This window comes from Mycobacterium sp. NGS40 (genome assembly GCF_059812735.1).
Genome location: NZ_JCALDG010000063.1, coordinates 1 through 5,178, shown reverse-complemented (window position 1 = coordinate 5,178; position 5,178 = coordinate 1). Strand labels below are relative to the sequence as shown.

Here is a 5,178-nt window from a genome sequence, read left to right as displayed (position 1 = left end):
TCGTTGCCCAACGCCGTCAACAGGAGTGGGGCCGTCTCGCCCATTGCTCGTGCGACGGCGAGCATGATGCCGGTGATGATGCCCGAGCTGGCGGTGGGCAGAACCACCGCGACAATCGTGCGCGCCCGGGTGACTCCGAGCGCAAGTGATGCCTCTCGAATCTCGTTGGGTACGAGCCGTAGCATTTCCTCGACCGATCGGATGATCAGCGGGAGCATGATCAGGGCCAGGGCGATCCCACCGGCGATGCCGGAAAAGCCGAAATGCACGACCCAGACTGCGTATACGAAAGCGCCGGTGACGATGGTTGGGATCCCGACCATCACGTCGGTCACGAACCGCGCATACCTCGCGAGGCGGCCGCCGTATTCGACGAAGTAGATGGCGGCGGCGAGTCCGATCGGAATCGACAGCACGGTCGCGATCCCCACGATGATGAGGCTGCCGATGATGCCGTTGACGAATCCGCCACCTGGCTGAGCAGGGTTGCCCGGAGGAGTTTGAGTGAGAAATTCGGGCCCTAGGTACTTCAGTCCTTCGGCGGCGACATAGCCTAGGACCCATAGCAATACGGCGATGGTGGCGGCCATCGTGGCGGTCAGAAGAGCGGTCATCGCCCAGTTCGTGAATGTGCGCCGGCGCCCGGTACGTGCGGCTTCGATGCTGAGCGTTGGTGCGGTGACCATCATGCGATGTGTTCACCCGCGCGGCTGACGACCCACTTGCCGATGAAGTTGACCAACAGTGACACTGCCAGCAGCGCGCTGGCGACGACGAATAGTGAGTTGAGGTGGTAGGGCTGGTTGGCTTCGGTGAATTCGTTGGCGATGACGCTGGGCATGGTAGCTCCTTGGGAGAGAATGCTTTTGGGGAGCGACAGGACGTTGTTGCCGATTAGCATCGTGACGGCGATGGTTTCGCCGAAGGCGCGGCCGAGACCCAAGATGGCGGCGCCGGTGATGCCGGCGCGGGAGCGGGGAATCACGGCGAGTCGCAGCATTTCCCATCGGGTGGCTCCGAGCCCGAGTGCTGCCTCCTTTTCGGCCACGGGGGCGGTAGCAAATACCTCGCGGCAGATGGCGGTCACGATCGGAAGGACCATGATTGCTAGGACGATGCTGGCCGAGAACACCGAGTAGCCGAAGAACGGACCACGGAAGATGCTGCCGATCACGGGGAGCACTGATAGCCGGCTCAGTGTGGTGCCGATCGGTGTGATCACAGGCAGCAAGGCGAACACGCCCCAGAATCCATAGACGACGCTGGGGATCGCGGCAAGCAGATCGACTAGCGACGACAACGATCGACGCATTCGTGTGGGAGCCACATCTGTGATGTAGAGCCCGAGCGCAATTGATACGGGAACGGCGATGAGCAGGGCGATGGCCGAAGTCACCAGCGTTCCGACGACAAATTGCAAGATCCCGTACGGATTGGGGTTTCTGGATTCAAGGGTTGCCTCTGACGGCGCCCACCGGTCGGACGTCAGAAATCCCAATGGGCCGTAGTGAGTAAGTGCCGGCCAGGCCTGAAGGATCAGGTAGAGCGCGGTTCCCGCCAGGGTCAGCATCACGAAGACGGCAGCGCCCGCCGTCAGGGATCGGAACGTCGCATCGCCTCGGTGATTTCGCGCAGAGAAGTGGAGGTGGCGTTTGACGGGCCGATCGGGGAGGAAGGCCTTCGTCGCACGGGCCGCTCCACCTTCTTCAGCGCTGCGCGCCCGTGTCATTAGCCCAGCGGTGCTCCGGCAATCGTGATCATTTTCAGCCGTTCAACGGCCCTCTCCTGCAGATCTTTTCCGAGCGGCGCGTAGTTGACCCGCGCTACCTCGTCCTGGCCGTTGGACAGCACCCAAGCGAAGAAGTTGACCACCGCCTTGCCTTTGGCGGCATCAGGTTGGTTGACGTACACCAACGCATACGTCGTTCCGGTGATCGGGTACGCATTCGGGTCAGCACCGTCGGTGAAGCTGGCGCGCAGATCCGGAGGGTAAATCGTGCCTACGGTGCCCTGGGTGATGGTGGCGGTGCACGCCTGAATGAAGTTGCCGGCCTTGTTCTTCACTTGGCCGTATCGGAGGTTCTGTTGGATGGCGTAGGCCAGTTCGACGTAGCCCAGACCGCCTTCGGTCTGATTGACAACACCTGACACGCCTTCGTTGCCTTTACCGCCGATTCCGACAGGCCACGCGACTTCCTTTCCGAAGCTTTTGTCGGATCCGCCCAGGGCACGGACCCAGGTCGGGCTTTCCTTGGTGAGGTAATCGGTCCATACCGCGGTGGTGCCGGATCCGTCGGAACGGTGTGCGACCGCGATGGGTTCGTCGGGAAGGTTGATTCCGGGATTAAGCGCCTTGAGGGCGTCGTCGTTCCATTTGGTGATTTTCCCGGCGAAGATCTTGCCCAGGGTTTCGCCGTCGAACTTCAGGCCGCTGTCCACGCCTTTGACGTTGTAGGCGGGGACGACGGCACCGAGCACCAGCGGGATGTGCAGGATGGGCCCGCCCTTCGCCGCGGCGAGTTCGCTGTCTTTCATCGGCGTGTCTGACGCGCCGAAATCGACTGTGGCTGCGCTAATTTGCTGAACGCCTCCACCGGATCCGATTGATTGGTAAGCGACTTGGACGCCGTCGGTGGTGCTGTAGTCCTTGGTCCATATCGACATCACCGGGGCTACAAATGTAGAGCCCGCTCCCGACAACGTGTTCGCGGCTCCGTCGAGTTTCTTGATGGGCAGACGATAGTCGGGTGTGGTGGCGAAGTTTTGGCCGCAGATCTGGCCGTCCTGCGCGGCCTGGGTGGTGTTTTGGCCTACATTGTTGGTGCTTCCGCATGCGACTACGGCACTGACGAGAAGTGCGGTAGTGGCCGCACTCGTGAGGGCTTTCGTGATCATCGATCCTCCACTCAAACGTGTTTCGAATGTTGCGGCCATGTCAGCTGCCGGTGTAATCACAAGGACGCCGAGACAAGAATGAGCAGTGGTCATCGTGCTGCCGAGTTGAGCCATCGGGCCCCAGCACCTCTGAGAGATGCTGCGGCGCGGCCTGATTAACTCGGTGATACACCCATGAAGCACGGCGTTCGCCGTCGAGTAGGCCACAGCTCTGCTGATCGCTCACGGGCAACCGCGACTTCGACACGGTTCGATATTGATCGCTGTCGAATCCGCGATCAAGCAAACAGTGGGTTAACAGGTGACGGGGTGAAGCGCAAGAGCCGATGGCGAGATCCGCCAATCATCATCCCTATCTTGACCTATCGTCGGTCACTCAGTAATTATTGACTTAATTATGATTGAGCTATCTAAGGATGCGCTTCGCCGAGTTCAGGTCCACGCCGCTTTGGCGGACCCGGGGCGGCTAGTGATCGTCGATCGATTGATGCTTGCGGACTCGTCACCGTCCGAGCTCCAAGCCGTGCTGGAGATGTCATCTAGCCTGATCGCGCACCATCTTGGAGTTCTGGAGGGGGCGGGCATCGTGCGCCGTGTCCGCTCGGAGGGGGATCGACGTCGCAGCTATCTGCAGCTCATTCCTGAGTCGCTGGACTTGTTGCTGCCCTCAACGTCCCGGCGTGCCAAGCGGGTGGTGTTTGTGTGTACCCAGAACTCGGCGCGCAGTCAATTGGCCGTTGCTGTATGGAATCGCCGTAGTTCACTGCCCGCAACATCGGCCGGGACTCGTCCCGCCAAGAAAATACACCCGTTGGCAGTTGCCGCGGCAAGGCGTCACAAGCTGTTGATGCAGCCCCAGGTCCCGCGCCATCTCGACGAGGTTGTCAAGTCGAGTGACGTGATCATCGCTGTCTGCGATAGTGCGCATGAGGAACTGCCCGCGGACAGCAGGCGCTTGCATTGGTCGATTCCCGACCCGGTGCGTACCGGCCGGACGGGCGACTTCGACCGGGTCGTCGATGAATTGACCGTTCGCATCGATCATGTGGCCCCGACCTTGAGGCCGCGCTAAATACATTCCGTCGCAGCGTATTCCACTAATAGTCTGGAGGCTAACCACGATGCGATCTTCATCTAAGCTTTCTGCCGCTATGAGCTTGCTGGCTGCTATGTCGCTGGTGGTCGCCGGGTGCGCTAAAGACAAAGTCGCGCCGTCATACGCCACTTCGGTGGTTGTGGAGTGCAGTGGCAAGCAGGCGTTGAAGGCCAGCGGCTCCAGCGCGCAAGCGAACGCCATGACCAGGTTCATCAAGGCTTACGAAAACGCTTGCCACGGACAAACGCTCACCTACACGTCCAACGGCTCGGGCGCCGGGGTGAGCGAATTCATCTCAGGTGTGACCGATTTCGGTGGGTCGGACTCACCGCTGGCCGGGGGCGAGTACGACATGGCCAGGCAGCGGTGCGGTTCGGACGCCTGGGATCTGCCGGTGGTGTTTGGTCCGTTGGCCATCACGTACAACCTCGATGTCGTTGACAGGCTTGTGCTCGACGGCCCCACGCTGGCGAAGATTTTCAATGGGACGATCACCCGGTGGGATGATCCGGTAATCAAGGCGCTCAACGACAGGATGCCTTCGGAGCCCATTCACGTGGTATTCCGCAGTGACGCGTCGGGAACAACCGATAATTTCCAGCGCTATCTTGATGCCGCTTCGGGCGGGGCATGGGGCAAGGGAACCGGCAAAGTGTTCAGCGGTGGGGTCGGGCAGGGTGCCAAAGGTAATGAAGGTACGTCGGAGCTGGTCAAGCACACCGAAGGCGCGATTAGCTACAACGAATGGTCGTTCGCTCAAGCGCAGCGATTGTTCGCCGCGAGGATCGTGACCTCCGGCGGACCGGATTCGGTGGCCATCGACGCGAACTCTGTCGGCAAGGCCATCGCTGGTACCAGCATCACGGGACTAGGCAACGACCTGGTGCTGGATATGTCGTTGGTCTACAAACCAGTCGGGCCCGGGGTCTACCCAATCATGTTGGCGACCTATGAACTGGTCTGCTCGAAATACGCTGACGCACAGACCGGGCTGGCGGTGCGGGCGTTCCTGCAGTCCACCCTTGGCCCTGGGCAAGCCGACCTGGAGGACTTCGGATACTTCGCATTGCCCGGCCAGTTCCAGGAAAGAGTGCTCAAGGCAGCCAACGCCATCCGCTGAATGCGGGCCGGATGGCCATGATCGAAATTCGAAGTGCCGCAGCATCTCCGTGACAACTACTTAAACG

General features: G+C 60.8%; 5 protein-coding genes. 2 read left to right on the top strand and 3 right to left on the bottom strand.

Going from position 1 to position 5,178, the window contains the following annotated elements; genetic code table 11:
- From pstA to pstS (AC5Y5O_RS31665), 3 genes are all read right to left on the bottom strand, one after another.
- A partial coding sequence (gene pstA / locus AC5Y5O_RS31675) for a phosphate ABC transporter permease PstA (protein WP_500028720.1) occupies positions 1–614 on the bottom strand: 614 nt, incomplete at its 3' end.
- A 71-nt stretch (positions 615–685) separates the two neighbouring features.
- Entirely contained in the window at positions 686–1,729 is a 1,044-nt protein-coding gene (pstC, locus tag AC5Y5O_RS31670) for a phosphate ABC transporter permease subunit PstC (protein ID WP_082811599.1), read from the bottom strand.
- The gene (pstS, locus tag AC5Y5O_RS31665) at positions 1,729–3,009 is read right to left on the bottom strand and encodes a phosphate ABC transporter substrate-binding protein PstS (RefSeq protein WP_500028719.1); all 1,281 of its coding nucleotides are present in this window, start codon (positions 3,007–3,009) and stop codon (positions 1,729–1,731) included. Before pstS (AC5Y5O_RS31665) ends, pstC begins: the two co-directional genes overlap by 1 nt.
- A 283-nt stretch (positions 3,010–3,292) precedes the next feature.
- Between pstS (AC5Y5O_RS31665) and AC5Y5O_RS31660 the strand changes: the two genes are divergently transcribed.
- Positions 3,293–3,967 carry an arsenate reductase/protein-tyrosine-phosphatase family protein gene (locus AC5Y5O_RS31660; RefSeq protein WP_500028718.1) on the top strand — a complete coding sequence of 225 codons (675 nt, stop codon included), beginning with the start codon at positions 3,293–3,295 and terminating at the stop codon, positions 3,965–3,967.
- A 49-nt stretch (positions 3,968–4,016) separates the two neighbouring features.
- Positions 4,017–5,111 carry a phosphate ABC transporter substrate-binding protein PstS gene (pstS, locus tag AC5Y5O_RS31655; protein WP_500028717.1) on the top strand — a complete coding sequence of 365 codons (1,095 nt, stop codon included), beginning with the start codon at positions 4,017–4,019 and terminating at the stop codon, positions 5,109–5,111.
- The last annotated feature ends 67 nt before the right edge of the window (positions 5,112–5,178 follow it).

Bases quoted from the DNA above. Each gene is read 5' to 3' on its own strand.
- pstC (WP_082811599.1), bottom strand. From the start codon at position 1,729: ATGACACGGGCGCGCAGCGCTGAAGAAGGTGGAGCGGCCCGTGCGACG.
- pstS (WP_500028719.1), bottom strand. From the start codon at position 3,009: ATGGCTCAACTCGGCAGCACGATGACCACTGCTCATTCTTGTCTCGGC.
- AC5Y5O_RS31660 (WP_500028718.1), top strand. From the start codon at position 3,293: ATGATTGAGCTATCTAAGGATGCGCTTCGCCGAGTTCAGGTCCACGCC.
- pstS (WP_500028717.1), top strand. From the start codon at position 4,017: ATGCGATCTTCATCTAAGCTTTCTGCCGCTATGAGCTTGCTGGCTGCT.